Here is a 21296-nt window from a genome sequence, read left to right as displayed (position 1 = left end):
CAAGGCGTTCACGGCGGCATTCCTCTCTCGTCCTGGGCTCTGTGGCCAGGTTCAAGCACCCGATGACGGATGTGCGCCCAGGCTAGGGGGCGCAAGAGCAATGTCCCGCGTGGCACCGGGGAGGGGCTCGCGCTAACCGCTTCTACTCTGACGGGTCAGAAGCGAACAGCGTGCCAATTCGCCGCATTGGCAGGCTAAGGCCACTGAACAGGCGGCGGCACGTCCCTTCTGTGCGATTGCGCAAACTACCGGACGCCCTCGGTTACGCTTCGTGGAGGGGCAATGTCGGTGCCTACTGCAAGCTAATGGTGCGGATCAGGGCTGCAGTCCGTTGAGATAGGCCGCCAGGTCGGCGACATCGCGTTCGGAAAGGCCCGCGGCGACGCTGATCATCGGCGAGCCGGAGCGGCTCGGGTCGCGCTGGCGGAACAGGTTGAGGGTGTGTTCCAGGTAGACCGCCGGCTGCCCGGCCAGGCGCGGCGTGTCGTGCATGCCCTCGCCCCGGGCGCCGTGGCAGGCCACGCAGGTGCTCTTGAAGATCGCCTTGCCGTGCTCGCGCTGTTCGGCACTGCCGACAGAGGGACGGGGCTCGACCTGTTGCTGGCTGAAGTAGATGGCGACGTTGACGCGATCCTCTTCACTGAGCACTTCGGCCAGGCGCGACATGACGTAGTTGCTGCGCCGTCCGTCGGCGAATTTCTCGAAGGAACTGAACAGGTAAACGGGGTTCTGCTCGGCCAGGTTGGGGATGTACTCGCGGACGCTGTTGCCATTCTCACCATGGCAGTTGCCACAGAGCACGATGCGCTCGTGTCCCGCAGCGATCGCCTGCTCGCGGCGCGCCGGGTCACCCATCAGGTAATCGAAGCGCTGCAGGGTCGCGTCGTCGGCACGCACCGCACCGGCCAGGCAGCAGGACAACAACAGGAGCAGCGTGCGCATTGGCATCGATCGGGCCCGGTGAACACTAGCAGAGGCCGCATGGTAGGAAGAAAGTCGCTCGCGGCCGCGGACCCAGATCAAGGAAATGGCACCGCGGAAAAGTCCCTGTACAATGCGCGCCTTTTTCACCGTTGCGAGAGCCCCCCATGAGCCAATTGCCGCCCTGCCCCCAATGCGCCAGCGAATACACCTACGAGGATGGCGCACAACTGGTCTGCCCCGAGTGCGGCCATGAGTGGAGCCTGACCGAGCAGGCGGAAGCCGCGCAAGGCCAGGAGATTCGCGACTCGGTCGGCAACCCCCTGGCCGATGGCGACACCGTCACGGTCATCAAGGACCTCAAGGTCAAGGGCAGCTCGCTGGTGGTCAAGGTCGGCACCAAGGTGAAGAACATCCGCCTGGTGGAGGGCGATCACGACATCGACTGCCGCATCGACGGCATCGGCGCGATGAAGCTCAAGTCGGAATTCGTCAAGAAGGCCTGAGCTACTGCACCGGCAGGAAGTTGAGGAACAGCAGGCCGTGGGCGTAGTTGACGCCGATGCGCCGGTAGCGTTCGTCGAGAACATCGGTGAGCAGGTCCAGGCGCGCGACCATCTTGGCGAACTCGGTGGCGAAGCTCAGATTACGGCCCTGCTCCGAAATCTCGTTGGCCAGCAGCAGCTTGTGCCCGTCGCTGCCGCGTCGGCTGGCGAGCATCCAGGCGGCCTTCTCGAGGTTGCGCGCGGCATTGTGGATGAAGCGCACGTCCAGGTTGTCGGTGATGTAGAACGCCTTGCGACCGCCATGGGCCGTGATCAGCATGCTGCCCAGGGCATAGATGAAAGCGCCGACGCGATCGCCCTTGAAGTCCGCCCCCAGCGCATAGTCCAGCGCGGCGATGTCCTGGCGCCCCCCCAATGCGGGAGGTGGCCGCTGCAAGTCGATCGCAGTCATCACCGCCTGGCGCGCGGCATCGGCATCGGCAAGACCGGTCTTGCGCCACTGCTTGGGATTGCGCAGGTAGAGCTTGCCGGCCAGGCGATCGAGGCTCTCCAGGTTGCTGCGCATCGCCAGGGTCGCCAGGCGGTCGACCTGAGTCTGGAACAGCTCGCTGACCTGCGGCTGGGTACGTGCCTTGCCCGGCAGCGCATCGCAACCGCCCAGCAGCAGCGCCAACAGCACGAACAACAGCCCGCCAAGACATCGCGCGCGGGCGTCGGGAATGAGCGGAGCTGACATCGAGGTCATCCCTGTGGATTACGGGCCACCCGTCGCGAGCGCCGGGCCTGGCTCGGGCGCATCGGGCGCCCAGGGTGTTTTTAGCCCGAGGCAAAGCCTCCAGGCAAGCCGAAAGAATCCTCAGGGAAAACCGAAAAAACGGCGAGCTGCGTCTTAGAGCGTTTGTGCGCCCTTCGCCCGCTCGCCCCAGGGACCTCACCCGGCCACAGCGGCGCGTCTTCCGTTTCGTCTCGATGGGTATCAGCGTATGACTGCCGCCTGCGGGAGGACCGCGACACGCGCGTAACCACAGGCGAACCCCAGCGCGTTCCCGTTATCTATATATCGGTAGCTGAATTCGGGAGTCACCATGAAGAGATTGCTCGCTTGCGTCCTGCTGCTCGGCGCACCCCTGACCTGGGCACAGGACAAGGAGAACATCGTCACCCACATGAACGGGCTGAACGTGCGCGTCGAACCGATGGGGGTCACGCCCTCCAGCGACGAGGCGCGCACCGAGCTGATCGGCACCCGCGCGGTACGCGTTATCAACGACACCACCGAGCTGGTCACCTGCAACTTCCACGCATCCCGCGAGGAACTCTCCAGCAGCATGGAGTCGCCGACCTTCAACGTGCAGCCCAACGCCCAGAGCATTGAGCGTGTACCGGGTGAGTACTCGCCGGAACGCCCCTACGCGGAAATCACCTGCGAACGCGCCGGCGCCTCGCTGGGCAACTGAGGCGCTTCAGTCCCCTGCTCCTGGGCATCGCTGCGCTTGATCGCCTTGTGCTGGTCCTCGCTCTGACCCAGTTTCCAGTAGCTGGACAGGTAAAAACTGCCGCGCGGCAGCGGGCGCTCGTCGCGGAACAGCTGGCGTAGCGCACGCATCCCGGAGAACTCGCAAGCGGCCCAGACGCCGACATTCCCCGGCTGCCAGTCCAGCGCGCGAATCGCGTCGGCGAGCAACGTCGGCTGCTGCCCGGGGTGCGGGTTGACCAACCAATGCAACTGGACGCCGGACGGCGCGTCGAGGTCCTGGATGTCGGCGCTATCGGCCACTTCGATCAGCGCGTACCCGCGGGCCTCGCGCGGCAAGCGTTCGAGGTTCACCGAAAGTGCCGGCAGCGCGGTCATGTCGGCTGCCAGCAGCACCCAGTCGGCGCCGCCATCCACCTCCTTGCGCGGCCCAGGACCACCCACCAGGATGCGCTCGCCCGGCTGCGCCGCCAGCGCCCAGCTCGACGCGGGGCCGGCATCCTCGTGCAGCACGAAGTCGACGTCGATCTCGCCGGGACGCTGGGCGCGGACGGTGTAGGTGCGCACCAGCGGCCGCTCGGGGTCGGCGCCTTCGAGCATCAACTTGATGTAGGCGCCGGCCTGGTCTTCGGGGAACTGCGCCATGCCCGGGCCACCGAGGGTCAGGCGCAGCATGTGGGGTGTCAGCTGGCGGCTGGCCAGCACGTCGAGCAGACGGGGTGCGGGACGGGACATGGGATCTCCTACTCGGATGCGTTGAGGTTTTCGGTCATCCGCCGCGCCAGGCCGATGAAGCCCTCCAGCGCCTCGGCGGACAGACCGCGGGTCATGCGCGCCTGGGCCTGGGTCTCCAACTGCGCCAGTCGCTGCAACAACGCCTGGCTGGGCTCGGCAATCTGCAGCAGTTGGCTGCGGCCATCGGCCGGGTTGTCACTGCGCAGCACCCAGCCGCCGGCCACCAGCTCGGCCAGCACCCGGGTGATCTGCGCCTTGTCCCGGCGCAGGTGTTGCGCCAGGCCCTGGGCCGTGGCCGTCGGCTGCAGCCGCACGATCGCCTTCAGCACCCGCAGGTGCGTACCGGGCAGCTCTATGCCCGCCTCACGCACGGCCTGGTGCAGGAAGCCCTTGTAGGCATGGGTGAGCTGCTGGAGCGGATCGGCGAGGTATCGGTCGGACATGGCGGCATGGGGATATAGTTGATGGAGTCAACCATACCTTAAGTGGTTGACAATATCAACCATATCCCGGACAGGGACTTTGTAGTGGTCATGGCGACTGACACGACCGCTAAGGCCTGCACCCCGAATCCCCCTTCAGAAGGCCGAGTGGAGGCGTTGCGTAGGGGGATGCGAGGCAGGACGCCGAGCAAGGCACGAAGGGACAGGGACGTCCCTTCGTGGCGTGCCCCCCGGAGCAATGCCGGAGCGAGGGAATCCCGTCTGCGCAGCAGGCGGGGCCGGATGTAGGGGGTGCCTTCTTTCGGTTACCTTTCTTGGGCAAGCAAGAAAGGTGACTCGCCGTGCAGGGCGAAACCTGTCGCATCAACCGAGGAAAGCGCGGCGGTCGCATACCAAAGGTGTGGTCGCCCGATACGTCGGTGTGAGCGATGGCCCCGCTCGACGCCGCGTAGGTTGGGCGCAGGAATGCCCATCAGCCCCGTCCGCGATGGGTATCGTCGCTCCGCGACTCAACCCATCCTACGTGTTCGCCTCGGACTTGCGGACGCAGAGCGTCCGGGGCGGCGTTCCCATCGCGCGGAGGCTCTCAGGACGCGCGGGCCAGCACCGCATGCAGCAGGACATCTGCGCCAGCGGCGATGTGTTGCTGTTCGGCGTCTTCGATCTCGTTGTGGCTGATGCCGTCCTTGCAGGGCACGAAGATCATCGCCGCGCGGGTCACGTCGGCCATGTACACCGCGTCGTGGCCGGCGCCGCTGACCACTTCCATGTGCGGCAGGCCGAGGGTTTCAGCGGCCTGGCGGACGCTGGCGACGCAGTCGGCGTCGAAGTGGCAGGGCGGGAAGTAGACCACCTGCTCGACGCCGACCGAGAGCCGCGCGTCGGCCGCTTCGGCGGTGGCGCAGGCATCGCGCAGGGCGGCGTCCATCGCGGCCAGGGCGTCGTCATCAAGGGCGCGGAAGTCCACCGAGAATTTCACCGTGCCGGGGATGGTGTTGCGCGAGTTCGGCGAGACCTGCAGGTAGCCGACGGTGGCGCGGCCATGGGGCGCGAAGTCCAGGGCGATGGCGTTGACCTTGTCCACCAGCCGCGCAGCGGCGAGCAACGCGTCGTGGCGCTGTTCCATGGGCGTGGGGCCGGCATGGGCTTCCATGCCGGTAACGGTGACGTCGTACCAGCGCTGGCCGAGCGCGCCGGGCACCACCCCGATCGGCAGGCCGTGTGCCTCGAGCACCGGGCCCTGCTCGATGTGCGCCTCGAAGTAGGCGTCGAACATGCCGCCGGGGACCTCGCCGGGCACCTGCTCGCCGGCGAAACCGATCTGGCTCAGCGCCTCGCCCACCGACTGACCGTCGACATCGCGCTGGATGAGTGCGTGCTCCAGGGAGAAGGCACCGCTGAAGACGCCCGAGCCCATCATCACCGGGACGAAGCGCGAGCCTTCCTCGTTGGTCCAGACCACCACTTCCAGCGGTGCGGCGGTCTTCACGTCGTGGTCGTTGAGGGTGCGCAGCACTTCCAGGCCGGCGAGCACGCCGAAGTTGCCGTCGAACTTGCCGCCGGTGGGCTGGGTGTCGATGTGGCTGCCCATGGCCACCGCGCGACGCGTCGGGTCGGTGCCTTCGCGGCGCGCGAAGATGTTGCCGATGGCGTCCACCCGCAGGCTCAGACCCGCATCCAGGCACCAGCCGGCGAACAGCTCGCGGCCCTGGCGGTCGAGCTCGGTGAGCGCCAGGCGGCAGACGCCGCCCTTGTCGGTGGCGCCGATCTCGGCCAGTTGCATGAGGGATTGCCAGAGGCGTTCGGAATCGATGTGCAGGGTCATGGAATGTCCTTGGTAGGCATCAGGCCAGCAGGTGGCTGGCGAATTCGATCAGGCTGCGGTCACTGCCGCGCGGAGCGATGAGAGAAAGGCCCAGCGGCGCGCCGTCCACCTGCAGCAGCGGCAGGGACAGTTGCGGGCAGCCGCAGAGCACCGACAGGCAGAGCATGCGGATCGACTGGTTGCGGTAGTCCTCCAGCGCCTCCTCGGGGCTGGCGAGCAGCGGCGCCACGTCCGGCATGGTCGGCAGCACGAGTACGCCATCGTCGCCGAGCAGCGCGTCGAGGTGCTCGGTGAAGGCGCGGCGCACCTCCCGGTGCGGGGCGACGCTGGCTTCGTCGAGGGTCGCGGACCAGGTGAAGCGCTCCTTCACCCCGGGCCCAAGCTGCACGTCGTAGCGTTGCAGGAAGGCGCCCTGGTTTTCCCAGGCCTGCTGGCCCTGGATATAGCGGAAGGCCCAGTAGAGCGCATCGCTGGAGGGCGTCAGCAAGCTCACCGGCGTGGGCGCCAGCGCCTTCGCAGCCAACGTGGTGGCGAAGGCATCGCGCACCGCCGGGCTGGCCAGTGCGACGACGTCCTCGGGCAGCAACAGTCGCGGTTGCGCCGGCAGTGGTTGCGGATCGTCACCCAGCAGCACCGCGCCGACGCGGGCGAACACCTCCAGCTCGCGGGCGAACCAGCCACAGGTGTCGAAGTCGTGGGCCAGCGGCATGCAGTTTTCCAGGCTGACCCGCGCATGCGTCGGGCGCAGGCCGATGATTCCGCAATGGCTGGCCGGGGCGCGCACCGAACCGCCAGTGTCGGTACCCAGGGCGAAATCGCAGAGGCCGTTGGACACCGCCGAGGCGGAGCCGGAGCTGGAGCCACCGGGAATGCGCGCGGGCGCACCACCGTTGCGCGGGGTGCCGAAGTGGGCGTTCTTGCCGTTCATGGAGAACGCCAGTTCATCGGTCAGGGTCTTGCCGGTGAAACGCGCGCCGGCGTCGAGCAGACGCTGCGCGCTGGGCGCGTGGGCGGTCTTGATGCCGGACTCGGCGAGCTTGTGCGGATTGCCGCAGCCGGTCGGGTAGCCGGCGACATCGAAGATGTCCTTGACCGCGAAGCTCAGGCCGGCGAGCGGCCCTTCGCTGGCGTTGGGGACCGGGCAGGCGGGATACGGCAGGTAGCAGCGGGCGGATTCGGACATGACAGGATTCTCCAGATCAGGCGGGTTCGCCGCGGGCGATCAGCGCCGGCAGTTCGTCCAGACGGCGGCAGGCGGCGCTGTGCGCCGGGCCGACCTCACGCGCCGCCGGCACTGCCGCCTGGCAGGCCTCTTCGGCGTAGGTACAGCGCGCGGCGAAGGCGCAGCCTGCGGGCAGCTTGGCCAGGTCCGGCGGTGCGCCGCCGATGGTTTCCAGGCGCGTGCCTTTTTGCAGTGCGCCCTCGCCCCGGCTTTTCAGCAGCGCCAGGGTGTAGGGATGCTTGGGCCGGGTGAGCAGCTCGCTGGCCGGGCCTTCCTCGACGATGCGCCCGGCGTACATCACCGCCATGCGGTCGGCGACCTCCGCGGCGGCGCCGATGTCGTGGGTGACGAAGACGATCGACAGCCCCAGCTCGCGCTGTAGCTCACGCAGCAGCAGCAGAATCTGGATCTGCACGGTGGCGTCGAGCGCCGTGGTCGGCTCGTCGGCCAGCAGCACCTGCGGGTTGCAGGCCAGCGCCAGGGCGATCATCGCGCGCTGGCGCATGCCGCCGGACATCTCGTGGGGGTAGGCATCCAGGCGCCGTTCCGGGCTGGGAATGCGTACCCGTTCGAACAGTTGCAGCGCCCGCGCGCGGGCCTCGCTACGGCTCACGGATTCGTGGGCGCGGATCGCCTCGACGATCTGCTGGCCCACCGTATAGACCGGATCGAGCGCCAGCAGCGGCTCCTGGAAGATCATCGCCACGCGCTTGCCGCGCAGTTGCGCCAGGCCCTTGCCGGACAACCCCAGCACGTCCTCACCGGCCACCTGCAGGCCGCCGCTGTAGCGCGTGCTGCGCTCCGGGTGCAGGCGCATCAGCGCACGCAGGGTGACGCTCTTGCCGGAGCCGGACTCGCCGATCAGTGCCAGCACCTCGCCGCTGGCCACCTCCAGGCTGACGCCATTGACCGCCTGGATACGCTTGCCCGGCGGGTTGAACTCCACATGCAGGTCGGTCAGCCGGATCATCGCATCAGCCATGCGTCACCTCCTGGGCGGGAATCCGCAGGTCGTAGCCGGAGCTGGGTTCGTAGCGCAGGCAGGCCACGCTGCGCCCCGCCTCGGCCTCCTGGAAGCGCGGCGCGCGCTGCGCGCAGACCGCCTGGGCGAAGGCGCAGCGGGTGTGGAAACGGCAGCCCGAAGGCGGGTCGATGGGGTTCGGCGGATCGCCGGCCAGCGGCGCCTCCTCGGTACGCTGCAGCGGATCGCTGCTGGGCATCGAGCGCAGCAGCGCCTGGGTGTAGGGATGCAGCGGGTTCTGGAACAGCGCCTCGGCCTCGCCCACCTCGACCACCTGGCCGAGGTACATCACCAGTACCCGGTCGGAGACGTAGCGCACCACGCCCAGGTCGTGGCTGATGAACACGTAGGTCAGGCCGAAGTCCTGCTTGAGGTCTTCGAGCAGGTTGAGCACCTGCGCCTCCACCGACTTGTCCAGCGCCGAGACCGATTCGTCGAGGATCACCAGGCGCGGCTCCAGCGCCAGCGCACGGGCGATGTTGACGCGCTGGCGCTGGCCGCCGGAAAGCTCGTGCGGGTAGCGCCCGGCGAACCGCGCCGGCTCCAGGCCGACCCGTTCGAGCAGCCGATGGGCACGCTGCAGCGCCTCGCGCTGGGGCACGCCATGCACCGTCGGCGCGAAGGCGACGGTGTCCTCGATGGTCATGCGCGGATTGAGCGAGGAATAGCTGTCCTGGAAGACCATCTGCGTCTGCCGGCGGTAGTCGCGCAGCGACAGGTCGCGGCCCAGTGCCTGGCCGTCGAAGATCAGCTCGCCGCTGTCCTGGGCGGTGAGCTGCATCAGCAGGCGCGCGGTGGTCGACTTGCCGCAGCCGGACTCGCCGACCACGCCGAGGGTCTCGCCCTTGAGAATCTCGAAGCTCACCCCGTCCACCGCACGCACTGCCTGGCGGGTACGGCGCAGGCCCTGGGCCTTGAGCGGGAAGTGCTTCTTCAGCTCGCGGGCGATCAGCAGCGGCTGGCGCGGCCCGCCGACATCGCGCAGCGCCTGCGGCACCGGATGCTCGGTGAGGTTCATTGCTTGACCTCCATCGCCGAGCGCAGACCGTCGGCGAGCATGTTGAAGGACACCGAGGTGATGAAGATCATCAGCCCCGGCAGCGCCGCGACCCAGGGTTGGGTGTAGATGGCGGTGCGCAGGGTGTTGAGCATCAGCCCCCATTCCGGCTCCGGCGGCTTGACCCCCAGGCCGAGGAACGACAGCCCCGAGGCGAGGATCATCGACACCGAGATAAGCCCGGTGGCGTAGACGAAGATCGGCCCGACCACGTTGCCCAGCACGTGCCGGCGCACGATCACCCAGGCCGAAGCGCCGGAGGCGCGCGCCGCGTCCACGTAATCGCTACGCCGCACGCCGGTGGTGACGCTCTCGGCGATCCGCGCGATCTGCGGGATGAACACCACGGTGAGCGACACCAGCGCGTTGAACACGCCCGCGCCCAGCGCGCCGGACAGGGCGATCGCCAGCAGCACCGAGGGGAACGCGTAGAGCACGTCGACGCAGCGCATGATCAGGCTGTTGATCCAGCCGCCGGCATAGCCGGCGAAGATGCCGATGGCACTGCCGATGACGAAGGCGATCAGCACCGGGGCGATGCCCATGAACAGCGACAGCCGGCCACCGAGGATCAGCCGCGAGAGCAGGTCGCGGCCCAGCTCGTCGCTGCCCAGCGGCAGGCCTTCTGTGCCGATCGGCTTGAGGCGCTTGAGCATGGAGGTGGCGAACGGATCGTGGGGCATGATCCAGGGCGCGAAGATCGCCGCCAGGATCAGCAGCAGGATGATGCTGGCGGCGACCATCGCCACCGGGTTGCGCAGCAGCCGACGCAACACGTTGGCGGCATGTCCGCGGGAGCGCTGCACGGCCAGCGGCGGGGTTTGCGAAGTCGTGGTCTGGGGTTGCATGGCCGTCATCTCAGCCCCTCTCGATGCGCGGGTCGAGCAGCGTCTGCAACACGTCGACCAGCAGGTTGAGCAACACGAAGAACAGCGCCAGGATCAGGATCGAGCCCTGCAGCAGCGGCAGGTCGCGCTGGAAGATCGCCTGGTTGAGCAAGAAGCCCGTGCCCGGCCAGGAGAACACCGTCTCGATCAGGATCGAGCCGCCGAGCAGGTAGCCCAGCTGCAGGCCGACCACCGCCAACGCGGTGGGGGCGCAGTTCTTCACCACGTGGCGGAACACCCCGAGCTCGCCCAGGCCGCGGGCGCGCAGGCCGACGACGAATTCCTGGGACAGGGTGTCGGCGACCAGCGCGCGCACGGTGCGCGCCACGATGCCCATGGGAATGAACGACATGGTCAGCGCCGGCAGGATCAGGTACTGCACATGCGCCCAGTCCCAGGCCCAGTCGCTGGAGCCGCCCGGCCCGGCGCCGGTCGCCGGCAGCCACATCAACTGCGCGGAGAAGACGATCACCAGCACCATGCCCAGCCAGTAGTTGGGCAGGCTGACGCCGATAACCGAGACGAACGAGGCCAGCCGGTCCGCCCAGGAGTTGCGGAAGTAGCCGGCGACGAAGCCGAACAGCGAACCCAGGCTGAAGCCGATCAGGCTCGCCAGCACGGCGATCATCAGCGTATTGCCAACCGCCTTGAGCACCTCGGCGGTGACCGGGCGGCTGGTGGCGATGGAGGTGCCCAGGTCGCCGTGCAGGGCGCGCCAGAGCCAGCGCACGAATTGCTCGAGCAGCGGCCGGTCGAAACCGTAGAGCTGCATCATCTGCCGCTGCAGTTCGGCCGAGGCATCGGCCGGCAGGATCGCCACCAGCGGATCGCCGGGGGAGATGTGCACGAGCATGAAACACAGGAAGGACACGCCCAGCATGATCGGCAAGGCGTAGCCGAGCCGGCGCAGGAGATAGCCAGTCATGGGTGAACCTCATCAGGGCAGAGGGCCACGGTCAGCCCGCTGATACGCACTGCAGCCATCGCCGAAGCCTCGTCCGCCTGGCCACTCGGGCCGGGCGGACGGGTATCGGTCGTGGCGTCATTCCATCGTCATGGTGGCGATGTCGATGAACCAGCTCTTGGGCTGCACCACGTGGCCGACCTTCGGCGAGATGGCGCGCGGGCCAACGTCATGGGCGACGAAGAGGAACGGCGCCTCGTCGACGATCTTCGCGTGCAGCTTGCCGAGCGCCTCGTTGCGGCCGGCCTCGTCGAAGGTGGTGCGCGCCTGCTCGACCAGCTTGTCGGTCTCGGCGTCGGTGTAGTAACCCCAGTTGTTGGAGACCGGCGGCAGCGCCTTGCTGCTGACGAAGCGCACCATGGCGAAGAACGGGTCCATCACCGCGGCGCTGACGTTGGTGGCATCCGCGCCATGGGCAGCCGGGTCCTTGGCGCCCAGGCGCCAGCTCGAATACAGGGTGTTCCATTCGAGCACGTCGAACTGCACGTCGAAGAAGCAATCCTTGAGGTTCTGCTGGATGTACTCGTTCATCGGCAGCGGCTGCATCTGCCCGGAGCCGGAGGCGGAGGTCTGCACGGTGACCTTGGCCGGCTTGTCGGCGGAGTAACCGGCCTCTTCCATCAGCTTCTTCGCCGCCTCGACGTCGTAGCGCACCTGGAAGCTGGGCTTGCCGCGCCACGGATCACCGGGCTCCACCACGCCGGTGGCCGGTTCCATCTGGCCGCTGAGCAGGGTTTTCAGTTCGTCGCGGTTGACGCACAGGTTGGCCGCCTGGCGCACCTTGAGGTCATGGAATGGCGACTCGGGCAGCAGCGAGAACTGCCAGGGCCACAGGTGCGGCTGCAGGTTGGAGTAGATGGTGTAGCCACGCGCCTTGATCGCCTCCAGCGAATCCGGCGCCGGCGCTTCGATCCAGTCCACCTGGCCGGACATCAGTGCCGCGGTGCGCGCACTGGCCTCGGGCAGCGGCAGCAGCACCACATGGTCGATCTTCGGCCGGCGCTTTTCGTCCCAGTAGTCGGGGTTGGCGGCCAGCTCCAGGCGCTCGCGCGGGACGAACTTGGCCATCTTGAACGGGCCGGTACCGGAGGCATCGGCGGCGAACGCGGCCCAGGCCTGCTGGGAGCGCTTGGCCGGGTCGCTGACCGAGGCCGGCACGGCGTCGAACTTGGCCTGCCACTGGGCCGGCGAGGCCATGAACAGGTTGGTCAGGTTGTAGGGCAGGAAGGAATCCGGCTCGGAGGTGGTCAGCTCCACGGTGTGCGCGTCGATCACCCGCGCCGAGCGCAGCGTCGGCATGCGCGAGGCGGTCACGCCGATCTGCGAGGGATCGTACTGCGGCGCTTCCTTGTTCAGCACCTTGTCGACGTTCCACACCACCGCGGCGGCGTCGAAGGCCGAACCGTCATGGAAGGTCACGCCGTCACGCAGCTTGAAGACCCACTTGGTCTTGTCGTCGGCATCTACCGACCAGGACACGGCGAGGTCGGGAATCAGCACGCTGGCCTTGTCCGCCGAACTCAGGTCCCACTGGGTCAGGCCATCGAACATCGTGATACCGGTAAAGCGGTTGCCCTCGTAGCCCTGGTCGGGCTGGCCGAGAGTCCGCGGGATGTCGCCGGCGGTCATGGCGATGCGCAGGGTCTTTTCCTGCGCCTGCGCCAGGGTGGCGCCACCCAGGGCCAGGGACAATGCCAGGGCGAGTTTTGCCAGGGCGGATGACGTGTGCGAAAGCGTGGTCGTGCGGCTCATCGGTGGTCCTCGTCGGCTGTAGTCGTTCTACGGCTGAGAGGAGCAACCCGCATGCCAATCGATACTGCAAAATCGATTATCGATATAAAAACCCTGAGAAATCCCTTCTCGAACCCGCCCGAAGTCGATTCGGCCATCATTCTGCCAGCATGGCGTCGGGGAAAAACGACTCACGCTGGAGCAAGCGTGCCCGACCTCAGTGCGCCAGCGATTCGGAGATGCCCCGGGCGCAATCACGTACCAGCGGCGCCAGGCGCAGGGTGATCGCCTCCAGCGTCCAGCGGCTGGTCGGCGGCGACAGATGCACCGCGCCGATGGCCTGGCCCTCGCGATCGAGGATCGGCGCGCCGATCCCCATATCGCCCAAAAACAGCTCCTCGCAGTTGAGCGCGTAGCCCAGGCGCCGGCAGCTCTGCACCTGCAGCAGGATGGCCTCCACCTCGGTCAGGGTGGACGGCGTGCGCGGCTCCCGTGGCGAGGCCTCGAGCAACGCACGCACTTCGCTGTCCGGCAGGCAACTCAGGTAGGCGCGCCCGGAGCTGGTGCAGTACATGGGGATGCGCATGCCCACCGGGGTCAGCACCGGAATGCTCTGGGTGGTCATGATCTGCGAGATGTAGATCATGTCGCGGCCCACCGCCTCGGTGAGGCTCGCCGTCTCACCGGACTCCCGCGCCAACTGCGCGAGGTACGGATGCGCCTGGCGCACCAGCGGGTGGTTGCCCAGGTAATTGAAGCCCAGCTCCACCACCTTCGGCAGCAAGCGAAAACGCCGGCTGCGTGCATCGCGACCGACGTAGCCGAGCACTTCCAGGGTATGCACGGCACGCTGCGCCGAACCCTTGCTCATGCCGGTAAGCTGGGAGACCTCGCCCAGACTCAGGCGCGGATGCGTCGTAGCGAAGGCCGCGAGCACTTGCAGGCCCTTCTCCAGGGACTGGTTGAACAGCGGGTCGGCCTGTGGATCCTGGTTCGGGTTGTCTGCTTGCTTCATCGGTCGTTACGGGCGGCGCCTAGGGTCTTTGGCGGCACTTTAACCGAATGTTCACTCAGCCTCGATAGCGCCCCGGGCGGTGCCAGCGGATCAGAATCGCGTTCATCGCCACGGTGCCGAACAGCGACCAGAGCATCTTGTCCAGCGGCAGGTAGAAACTGGCGACGACGAACAGCGCACAGTCGAAGAGCAGTTGGGAGATGCCGGCATTGATGGAAAAGCGCTGCTGAATCCACAGCACCAGGGAGCCGGTACCGCCCATCGAAGCGTTGTGTCGGGCCAGGCAGAGGATGCCCATGCCGAGAAAGGTGCCGCCGAGGATCGAGCCGATGCCCGGCGAGATTCCAGACAGGTTCAGCAAGGGCCCGGTCAGGCTCACGCCCAAGCCCAGCGCGAAGCTCACGACGACACTCTTCAGGGTGAACGGCCGTCCCATGCTGAACAACGCGAACAGCAGGAACGGCACGTTGATCGCCGGCACCAGCACGGCGGTGGGATAGTCGGTGACGAAGGACACCAGCAACGCCATTCCGGCGATGCCGCCGGTGATCAGCCCGCTCTTGCCGAGCAGCGCGATACCCATCGCGGCCAGCGCCACGCCGATGAACATCCCGTAGGCGTCGTCGACGGCGTTGTGCCGCGGATAGGGGCTCACACGCTGGACGCGTTCGCCAAGCTCGCCGTTTACGGGCGCCTGCCCGTGCCGGAACATGGGGCGCTCAGCAGGGCTGGGGTTGCAGGGTTGCCGGGGCGTTGCCACGACCCTTCCCCTCCAGCGCGGTAATTCGCGCCACTTCCACTCCATAGCGAACGATGATGACCTCGGCGCCATAAATGACCTGTTCGAGGATCAACTCGAGGTCAGTCTGGGCTTCGGGCATGTCGTATTTCACCTGGTACATGGCATTTCCTCATGGGAAGGCAGGCTTCTCGTCACACGGCAATCGATGGATCGCACCGAACACCCTGCTGCGACCGACCGGGGTCGCGGAAGCACGATGACATTCTGATCTGCGCATCGCGAAATAGGCTTCTTTATTTACCGAAGATAGGTATAGAATTGAAAAATCCTTCTACAGAATTATAAAAATGCAAAAAAATAATCCAGACGAGATGGACCGAAGAATTCTTCGGGTCCTCAGCAAGGACGGGCGCGCCAGTCTGCAAGAGGTCGGCAAGCAGGTCGGACTGTCGTCCAGCCCCTGCTGGCAACGGATCAAGCGCATGGAGGAAGCCGGGGTGATCCAGGGCTATGAAGCCCGTATCGACCTCGCCGAACTCGGCTACCGCGACAGCCTGATCGTGATGCTCACCCTCGATCACCACAGCGATGAAACCCTGGAGAAATTCGAGCGAGCACTGGCGGAAATCCCCGAGGTGATCGAGGCCTACCTGGTGTCCGGCGAATACGACTACTTCATCCGCATCGCTGTGAAGGACACCCGCGACTACGAACGATTGCTGCGCGAAAAGCTCTACCACATCCCGGGCCTGCGGCATTCGGTATCGAGCTTTGTGCTCCGCCAACTGAAGGCCAGCAGTGTGCCGCTGTGAAAACCGCGCCCAGGCCGATGCGGCACGCCGCAGCATGGTCCCGGGTCCACATCCGCAGTATGTTCGAACCTTTCTCTGCGCAAGGAATGCCCCATGGCCAAGCACAACACGCCCGCGACGCAGAAGCACCTGGCGGTATTGATCGACGCCGACAACGCCCCGCCGGCCATCGTCGAGGGGCTGTTCGAGGAGATCGCCAAGTACGGCGTCGCCAGCGTCAAGCGCATCTACGGCGACTGGACCAAGCCCAATCTGGGCGGTTGGAAAAAGGTACTGCTCGACCACTCCATCCAGCCGATCCAGCAATTCGCCTACACCTCCGGCAAGAACGCCACCGACAGTTCGCTGATCATCGACGCCATGGATCTGCTCTACACCGGGCGCTTCGACGGCTTCTGCCTGGTCTCCAGCGACAGCGACTTCACCCGCCTGGCGGCGCGCATCCGCGAGGAAGGCCTGACGGTATACGGCTTCGGCGAAGAGAAGACGCCCAAGCCCTTCGTCAGCGCCTGCGACAAGTTCGTCTACACCGAGATCCTGCGGGCGTCGCCGGAACCTGCGCCCACCCCAGCGACCCACGACGAACGCGCCACGCCGCCGGTGGAGACGCCGAAGACATCGACCGAGCCGAAGAAACAGAAGATACCGCTGGAGTTCATTGCCAAGGTGCTCGACGACATCACCGACGACGAGGACGACTGGGTTCAGCTCGGAGCCCTGGGCTCCAACCTGAGCAAACTGCGCCCGGACTTCGACCCGCGCCTGTACGGTTTCAACAAGCTCAGCGCCCTGATCAAGAGCCAGCCCAAACGCTTCGAACTCCAGACCCGCCCGGGCAGCGCCAACGGCGGCAAGGACTTCTACGTGCGCAATGCGCGGGCTTGAGAGATGGGTATCGCTTTGCTCAACCCATCCTACGGGCGTGGGACGTAGGTTCGTAGGATGGGTTGAGCAAAGCGATACCCATCAATCCCCCGGCAAGGACGCCGAAGATGCCCCACTACCGTCGCGACCACACACCCGGCGCCACCTGGTTCTTCACCCTGAACCTGGCCCATCGCCGCAGCCGCCTGCTGGTCGAGCACATCGACGACTTGCGCGCCGCGTTCGCCTACGGCATGCGGCGCCAGCCCTGGCGCATCGAGGCCATCGTGATTCTGCCCGATCACCTGCATGCGCTCTGCAGCCTGCCCGACGGCGATGCCGACTACGGTTTGCGCTGGCGCCTAATCAAGAGCCACTTCAGTCGTGCGCTGCCCCACGACGAGCGCATTTCGCCCAGCCACCGGCGCAAGGGCGAGCGCGGCATCTGGCAGCGCCGCTTCTGGGAACATCGCATTCGCGACGACGCGGATTTCGCCCGCCACGTCGACTACATCCACCACAATCCACGCAAGCACGGGCATTTGCAGCGTCTGGCGGACTGGCCGTGGTCGTCGTTTCACCGTTATGTACGAGCCGGCGTATTGCCGGCGGATTGGGCGGGGGACGATGTGCTTGAGGGAGTGATGGGCGAGCGTGAGTGACCGCCGGACTTGATGGGTATCGCTTTGCTCAACCCATCCTACGAACACTCCCCCCCGTAGGATGGGTTGAGCAAAGCGATACCCATCGATTACAGAGAGTCCATAACGCCAAAGGCCGGTCATGCGACCGGCCTTTGGCTGATAGCGCTAGAGCGCCTCAGCCATTGCTGGGGAAGGCGAACTGCGCGGCTTCGTGGGTCTTGCGCGCCGGCCAGCGCTGGGTAATGGTCTTGCGCCGGGTGTAGAAGCGCACGCCGTCCGGGCCGTAGGCGGCCAGGTCGCCAAAGATCGAGCGCTTCCAGCCGCCGAAGCTGTGGTAGGCCACCGGCACCGGCAGCGGCACGTTGACACCGACCATGCCGACTTCGATCTCGTCGCAGAACAGCCGTGCGGCTTCCCCATCACGGGTGAAGATGCAGGTGCCGTTGCCGTACTCGTGATCGTTGATCAACTGCATGGCGTCCTCCAGGCTGTTCACCCGCACCACGCAGAGCACCGGGCCGAAGATCTCCTCACGGTAGATGCGCATGTCCGGGGTCACGCGGTCGAACAGGGTGCCGCCGACGAAGTAACCGTCCTCGTGGCCGGCGACCTTCAGGCCACGGCCGTCGACCACCATCTTGGCGCCGGCTGCGATGCCGTCGTCGATGTAACCGACCACCTTGTCACGCGCGGCGGCGGTGACCAGCGGGCCCATGTCCAGGCCGCACTGGGTGCCGGCGCCGATCTTCAGGGACTGAATCTGCGGCACCAGCTTGTCGATCAGCGCATCGGCGATCTGGTCGCCCACGCAGACCGCCACCGAAATGGCCATGCAGCGCTCGCCGCAGGAACCGTAGGCCGCGCCCATCAGCGCGCTGACGGCGTTGTCCAGGTCGGCATCGGGCATCAGCACCGCGTGGTTCTTCGCGCCGCCCAGGGCCTGCACGCGCTTGCCGCGCTTGGCGCCTTCAGCATAGATGTACTCGGCGATCGGGGTGGAACCGACGAAGCTCAGGGCCTTCACTTCCGGCGCTTCGATCAGTGCGTCCACCGCTGCCTTGTCGCCGTGAACCACGTTGAGCACGCCCTTGGGCAGGCCGGCCTGCTGGAACAGTTCAGCAATGAACAGGGTGGAGCTCGGGTCGCGCTCGGAGGGCTTCAAGATGAAGCAGTTGCCGCAGGCGATCGCCAGCGGGTACATCCACAGCGGCACCATGGCGGGGAAGTTGAACGGGGTGATGCCGGCGACGATGCCCAGCGGCTGGAAGTCGCTGAAGGAATCGATCGCGGGGCCGGCATTGCGGCTGTACTCGCCCTTGAGGATTTCCGGGGCGGCGGTGGCGTACTCGACGTTCTCGATGCCGCGCTTGAGTTCACCGACGGCGTCTTCCAGGGTCTTGCCGTGCTCGGCGGAAATCAGCGCGGCAATTTTCTCCTGGTTCTCTTCGAGCAGTTGCTTGAAGCGGAACAGTACCTGGGCGCGCTTGGCCGGCGGGGTGTCGCGCCATTCGCGGGCGACCGATTTGGCCGAGTCGATGGCCTGCTGGATGACGCCCTGGTCGGCCAGCGCGACCTGACCGGTCACCTCGCCGGTGGCGGGGTTGTAAACGTTCGCGCTGCGGCCGCTGCCGGCAACGCGCTCGCCGTGGATCAGGTGGGGAATCTGCTGCATTTCTTGTCCTCGCGCGTCAGACGCTGTGCTTGATTTCGGTTTCGACGAAGACCACTTCGTGGTCGCTGCCATTGATCACATTGTGCTCAACCCCAGCCTTGCGGAAGTACGCCTGGCCAGCGATCAGCTGGGCCTGGCGCTCGCCTTCGGGGGTTTCCAGCACCAGGGTGCCGCCGGTCATCGGCACCACCACGTAGTCATAGCCATGACGGTGGGCGCCGGTTTCGGCACCGGGGGCGAAGCGCCACTCGGTGACGATGACCTCGGCGTTGTCCACCTGCACGCTGGGCACGGCCTGGGGACGGGTGGCCATCAGGCCAGCCCGTTGAGGGTTTCGCCGACGGCGTCGAACAGCCGGTCGAGTTCTTCGGGCTTGGCGTTGAAGGTCGGCCCGAATTGCAGGCCATCGCCGCCGAAGCGCACGTAGAAGCCCTTCTTCCACAGGGCCAGGCCGGCTTCGTACGGACGCACCATGGCATCGCCGTCACGCGGGGCGAGCTGGATGGCGCCGGCCAGGCCGCAGTTGCGGATGTCCAGCACGTGCTTGGCGCCCTGCACCGAGTGAATCGCCTGCTCGAAGCGCGGCGCCAGTTCGGCCGATTGCTGGATGAGGTTTTCCTTCTCCAGCAGGTCCAGCGCGGCGAGGCCGGCGGCGCAGGCCAGCGGATGCGCGGAATAGGTGTAGCCATGGCCGAACTCGATGGCGTACTCCGGCGAAGCCTGCTGCATGAAGGTCTCGTGGATCTCGCGGCTGGCGATCACCGCGCCCAGCGGCACGGCGCCGTTGGTGACCTGTTTGGCGACGTTCATGATGTCCGGGGTGACGCCGAAGAACTCCGCGCCGGTGGCCTTGCCCATGCGCCCGAAGCCGGTGATGACTTCGTCGAAGATCAGCAGGATCTGGTGCTGGTCGCAGATTTCGCGCAGGCGCTGCAGGTAGCCCTGCGGCGGGACGATGACGCCGGCCGAACCGGACATCGGTTCGACGATCACCGCGGCGATGTTCGAGGCGTCATGCAGCTCGATCAGCTTGAGCAGTTCGTTGGCCAGCGCCACGCCGCCGGTCTCGGCCATGCCGCGGGTGAAGGCCATGCCCGGCTGCAGGGTGTGCGGCAGGTGGTCGACGTCCATGAAGCTGCCGAACATCTTGCGGTTGCCGCCGATGCCGCCGAGGCTGGTGCCGGCGACGTTGACGCCATGGTAGCCGCGAGCGCGGCCGATCAGCTTGGTCTTCGCCGGCTGGCCCTTCAGGCGCCAGTAGGCGCGCGCCATCTTCACCGCGGTGTCCGCGCACTCGGAGCCGGAGTTGGTGAAGAACACGTGGTTCAGCTCACCCGGCAGCAGGTCGGCGATCTTCTCGGCCAGTTGGAACGAGGCCGGGTGGCCGTACTGGAAGCCCGGCGAGTAATCCAGGGTGCTGGCCTGCTTGGCGATGGCTTCGGCGATCGGCGCACGGCAGTGCCCGGCGCCGCAGGTCCACAGGCCGGAGAGGCTGTCGTAGATCTTGCGTCCGCTGTCATCGATGAGCCAGTTGCCCTCGGCGCCAACGATGATCCGCGGGTCCTTGCGGAAGGCGCGGTTGGCGGTGAAGGGCATCCAGTGGGCGTCCAGCTTGAGCTGGTCGGCGACGGACGGGGTGACGCTCTGCGGCATGTTCATGAAGGCCTCGCGGAAGGACGGATGGCGATGGTTCGCGGCTCGGGGATAAGCACAGCACTTGCGGCAGAAGGTGACACGGGCCTAAATTCCGAAAAATTCGATTTTTCCTACCTTTTGTTTAACCACCACTAAACAAAGAGCACCCGCCCTTGCAGACCCGTCGTCCCGATCCCCTGGCCCAGGTGGCCGACTTCGATATCCGCCTGCTGCGGCTGTTCTGCAAGGTCGTGGAAAGCGGTGGATTCTCCGCCGCCGAGGGTGCCCTCGGCATCGGCCGCTCGGCGATCAGCCAGCAGATGGCGGATCTCGAGCAGCGCCTGGGCCTGCGCCTGTGCCAACGCGGTCGCGCCGGGTTCGCGCTGACCGAGGAAGGACGCGAGGTGTACCAATCGGCGTTGCGCCTGATGGCCTCGCTGGAAGGCTTTCGCACCGAGGTCAACGGCCTGCACCGGCACCTGCGCGGCGAGCTGAACATCGGCCTCACGGACAACCTGGTGACGGTGCCGCACATGCGCATCACCCATGCCCTGGCCCAACTGAAGGACCGCGGCCCCGGCGTGCGCATCCAGATCCGCATGATCGCGCCGGGCGAAGTCGAGCAGGGCGTGCTCGACGGGCGCCTGCATGTCGGCGTCGTGCCCCAGGCCGGTGCACTCTCGGGACTGGACTACCTGCCGCTCTACGAGGAACGCTCGCAGCTCTATTGCGCCGTTGGCCATCCGCTGTTCTACGTCGAGGACGACGCCCTCACCGAGGAACGTCTGCACGCCCAGGACGCCATCGAACCCACCTTCCGCCTCCCCTCCGAAGCCCAGGCGCGCTACGCCGCGCTAAACTGCACGGCCTCGGCTTCAGACCGTGAGGGCATGGCCTTCCTGATCCTCACCGGACGCTACATCGGCTACCTGCCGGATCACTATGCACGCCCTTGGGTTCAGGAAGGCCGCCTGCGCGCCCTAAAACAGGGCAGCCATCACTACGACATCAGCCTCGCCAGCGTGACGCGGCGCGGGCGCCGGCCTCATCTGGTCCTGGAAACCTTCCTGGAGGCTTTGGCGGGCGCGCCCCCGCCACACGGCAATTAAATTTCTGACTATAACGG

The 21296-nt window shown here is 66.6% G+C and carries 23 protein-coding genes; 6 read left to right on the top strand and 17 right to left on the bottom strand.

What is annotated here, in order from left to right:
• Nucleotides 1–315: 315 nt before the first annotated feature.
• Nucleotides 316–942, bottom strand: a complete 627-nt coding sequence (locus tag ACYRGX_RS07105; RefSeq protein ID WP_473055908.1) for a c-type cytochrome — start codon at nt 940–942, stop codon at nt 316–318.
• Between the two features lie 146 nt (nt 943–1088).
• On the opposite strand from ACYRGX_RS07105, the gene ACYRGX_RS07100 reads away from it, so the two are divergent.
• Entirely contained in the window at nt 1089–1427 is a 339-nt protein-coding gene (locus tag ACYRGX_RS07100) for a zinc ribbon domain-containing protein YjdM (RefSeq protein ID WP_473055907.1), read from the top strand.
• Nucleotide 1428: 1 nt separating this feature from the next.
• Here the strand turns inward: ACYRGX_RS07100 and ACYRGX_RS07095 are convergent, their stop codons facing one another.
• On the bottom strand, nt 1429–2172 hold the full coding sequence (locus ACYRGX_RS07095; protein WP_473055906.1) for a hypothetical protein: 744 nt from the start codon (nt 2170–2172) through the stop codon (nt 1429–1431).
• Between the two features lie 340 nt (nt 2173–2512).
• Here ACYRGX_RS07095 and ACYRGX_RS07090 point away from each other — a divergent pair, with 340 nt between their 5' ends.
• Nucleotides 2513–2884: a hypothetical protein gene (locus ACYRGX_RS07090; RefSeq protein WP_473055905.1), complete on the top strand. Its 372-nt coding sequence runs from the start codon at nt 2513–2515 to the stop codon at nt 2882–2884.
• Here ACYRGX_RS07090 and ACYRGX_RS07085 read toward each other — a convergent pair.
• The 12 genes from ACYRGX_RS07085 to ACYRGX_RS07030 form a co-directional block, all read right to left on the bottom strand.
• Nucleotides 2836–3636: a siderophore-interacting protein gene (locus ACYRGX_RS07085; protein ID WP_473055904.1), complete on the bottom strand. Its 801-nt coding sequence runs from the start codon at nt 3634–3636 to the stop codon at nt 2836–2838. The two genes, ACYRGX_RS07090 and ACYRGX_RS07085, sit on opposite strands and share 49 nt — an antisense overlap.
• An 8-nt stretch (nt 3637–3644) precedes the next feature.
• Nucleotides 3645–4079 carry a MarR family winged helix-turn-helix transcriptional regulator gene (locus tag ACYRGX_RS07080; protein WP_473055903.1) on the bottom strand — a complete coding sequence of 145 codons (435 nt, stop codon included), beginning with the start codon at nt 4077–4079 and terminating at the stop codon, nt 3645–3647.
• Nucleotides 4080–4665: 586 nt separating this feature from the next.
• A complete protein-coding gene (locus ACYRGX_RS07075) occupies nt 4666–5904 on the bottom strand; it encodes a Zn-dependent hydrolase (protein ID WP_473055902.1) in 1239 nt (412 codons plus the stop codon).
• 19 nt (nt 5905–5923) lie between these two features.
• Nucleotides 5924–7087: an amidase gene (locus ACYRGX_RS07070; RefSeq protein WP_473055901.1), complete on the bottom strand. Its 1164-nt coding sequence runs from the start codon at nt 7085–7087 to the stop codon at nt 5924–5926.
• A gap of 16 nt (nt 7088–7103) precedes the next feature.
• Nucleotides 7104–8108, bottom strand: coding sequence for an ABC transporter ATP-binding protein (locus tag ACYRGX_RS07065; RefSeq protein ID WP_473055900.1), 1005 nt, complete (start codon nt 8106–8108; stop codon nt 7104–7106).
• The gene (locus ACYRGX_RS07060; protein ID WP_473055899.1) at nt 8101–9165 is read right to left on the bottom strand and encodes an ABC transporter ATP-binding protein; all 1065 of its coding nucleotides are present in this window, start codon (nt 9163–9165) and stop codon (nt 8101–8103) included. Before ACYRGX_RS07060 ends, ACYRGX_RS07065 begins: the two co-directional genes overlap by 8 nt.
• On the bottom strand, nt 9162–10052 hold the full coding sequence (locus ACYRGX_RS07055; RefSeq protein WP_473055898.1) for an ABC transporter permease: 891 nt from the start codon (nt 10050–10052) through the stop codon (nt 9162–9164). The genes ACYRGX_RS07060 and ACYRGX_RS07055 overlap by 4 nt, the downstream gene beginning before the upstream one ends.
• A 10-nt stretch (nt 10053–10062) precedes the next feature.
• Nucleotides 10063–11016 carry an ABC transporter permease gene (locus ACYRGX_RS07050; RefSeq protein WP_473055897.1) on the bottom strand — a complete coding sequence of 318 codons (954 nt, stop codon included), beginning with the start codon at nt 11014–11016 and terminating at the stop codon, nt 10063–10065.
• Nucleotides 11017–11133: 117 nt separating this feature from the next.
• Nucleotides 11134–12807, bottom strand: coding sequence for an ABC transporter substrate-binding protein (locus ACYRGX_RS07045; RefSeq protein ID WP_473055896.1), 1674 nt, complete (start codon nt 12805–12807; stop codon nt 11134–11136).
• Between the two features lie 196 nt (nt 12808–13003).
• A complete protein-coding gene (locus ACYRGX_RS07040; protein ID WP_473055895.1) occupies nt 13004–13801 on the bottom strand; it encodes an IclR family transcriptional regulator in 798 nt (265 codons plus the stop codon).
• 55 nt (nt 13802–13856) lie between these two features.
• Nucleotides 13857–14456 carry a YitT family protein gene (locus tag ACYRGX_RS07035; protein ID WP_473055894.1) on the bottom strand — a complete coding sequence of 200 codons (600 nt, stop codon included), beginning with the start codon at nt 14454–14456 and terminating at the stop codon, nt 13857–13859.
• Between the two features lie 64 nt (nt 14457–14520).
• Nucleotides 14521–14703 (bottom strand): type II toxin-antitoxin system Phd/YefM family antitoxin, encoded by a 183-nt coding sequence (locus ACYRGX_RS07030; RefSeq protein WP_473055893.1) that lies wholly within the window; start codon nt 14701–14703, stop codon nt 14521–14523.
• A gap of 211 nt (nt 14704–14914) precedes the next feature.
• Between ACYRGX_RS07030 and ACYRGX_RS07025 the strand changes: the two genes are divergently transcribed.
• The 3 genes from ACYRGX_RS07025 (at nt 14915) to ACYRGX_RS07015 (ending at nt 16881) form a co-directional block, all read left to right on the top strand.
• A complete protein-coding gene (locus tag ACYRGX_RS07025; protein WP_473055892.1) occupies nt 14915–15355 on the top strand; it encodes an Lrp/AsnC family transcriptional regulator in 441 nt (146 codons plus the stop codon).
• Nucleotides 15356–15448: 93 nt separating this feature from the next.
• The gene (locus ACYRGX_RS07020) at nt 15449–16240 is read left to right on the top strand and encodes an NYN domain-containing protein (protein ID WP_473055891.1); all 792 of its coding nucleotides are present in this window, start codon (nt 15449–15451) and stop codon (nt 16238–16240) included.
• A gap of 107 nt (nt 16241–16347) precedes the next feature.
• Nucleotides 16348–16881 (top strand): REP-associated tyrosine transposase, encoded by a 534-nt coding sequence (locus ACYRGX_RS07015; protein ID WP_473055890.1) that lies wholly within the window; start codon nt 16348–16350, stop codon nt 16879–16881.
• Nucleotides 16882–17038: 157 nt separating this feature from the next.
• Here ACYRGX_RS07015 and ACYRGX_RS07010 read toward each other — a convergent pair whose 3' ends face one another.
• From ACYRGX_RS07010 to aptA, 3 genes are read right to left on the bottom strand one after another with little or no spacing between them, the layout of a single operon-like run.
• On the bottom strand, nt 17039–18535 hold the full coding sequence (locus ACYRGX_RS07010) for a CoA-acylating methylmalonate-semialdehyde dehydrogenase (protein ID WP_473055889.1): 1497 nt from the start codon (nt 18533–18535) through the stop codon (nt 17039–17041).
• A 16-nt stretch (nt 18536–18551) separates the two neighbouring features.
• Nucleotides 18552–18848: a cupin domain-containing protein gene (locus tag ACYRGX_RS07005; RefSeq protein ID WP_473055888.1), complete on the bottom strand. Its 297-nt coding sequence runs from the start codon at nt 18846–18848 to the stop codon at nt 18552–18554.
• Nucleotides 18848–20194: an omega-aminotransferase AptA gene (gene aptA / locus ACYRGX_RS07000; protein ID WP_473055887.1), complete on the bottom strand. Its 1347-nt coding sequence runs from the start codon at nt 20192–20194 to the stop codon at nt 18848–18850. The genes ACYRGX_RS07005 and aptA overlap by 1 nt, the downstream gene beginning before the upstream one ends.
• Nucleotides 20195–20343: 149 nt before the next feature.
• Between aptA and ACYRGX_RS06995 the strand changes: the two genes are divergently transcribed.
• Nucleotides 20344–21279: a LysR family transcriptional regulator gene (locus tag ACYRGX_RS06995; RefSeq protein ID WP_473055886.1), complete on the top strand. Its 936-nt coding sequence runs from the start codon at nt 20344–20346 to the stop codon at nt 21277–21279.
• The last annotated feature ends 17 nt before the right edge of the window (nt 21280–21296 follow it).

Source organism: Pseudomonas sp. R4-15, assembly GCF_055768815.1.
This window is presented reverse-complemented; position numbering and strand designations above follow the sequence as displayed.